This window comes from Catenulispora rubra, assembly GCF_015356825.1.
Taxonomy (GTDB): domain Bacteria; phylum Actinomycetota; class Actinomycetes; order Streptomycetales; family Catenulisporaceae; genus Catenulispora; species Catenulispora rubra.
Window position 1 is genome coordinate 1 of the sequence record NZ_JAACYW010000801.1, and the last position, 396, is coordinate 396.

Below are 396 nucleotides of genomic sequence, written 5' to 3' on the forward strand. Positions count from 1 at the left end.
GGTCGGGGTGGCGGTAGACGAGGTTGTTGGTCACCAGGCGGTCGACCAGCTTGGTGGCGGTGGGGGCGGGCAGCAGGGCGTGTTCGGCGAGCTCGGTCATGGTGTGGCCGGTGCCGTCGGCGAGGAGGTTGAGCACCCGCCACTGCTCGATCGAGCAGTCCTCGGCCTCGGCCCGAAGGACCGCGGCCTGGCGGCGGACCGCGTGGTGCTCGGCCACGCTCAGCAGGTGCACGAGGTCGCGCCGGGGTCCGGTGGCGGTCATCGGTGGGCCCTTCCTGGTCGGTTCGCGGTGTGCTCCGGGCTGGACGGACGGCCCCTGTGCCGGTCAGGATGGCAGCGCCCGACGTTCAGCGTCGAACCGTGGCGCGCGCCGTGGTGCCCGAGCGGCCCCGGCCC

Annotated in this window: 1 protein-coding gene; it reads right to left on the bottom strand. The window is 74.2% G+C overall.

Translation table 11 applies throughout. The features are described from left to right. A partial coding sequence (locus GWK61_RS55490; RefSeq protein WP_194922405.1) for a MarR family winged helix-turn-helix transcriptional regulator occupies window positions 1–262 on the bottom strand: 262 nt, incomplete at its 3' end. Between the last annotated feature and the right edge of the window lie 134 nt (window positions 263–396).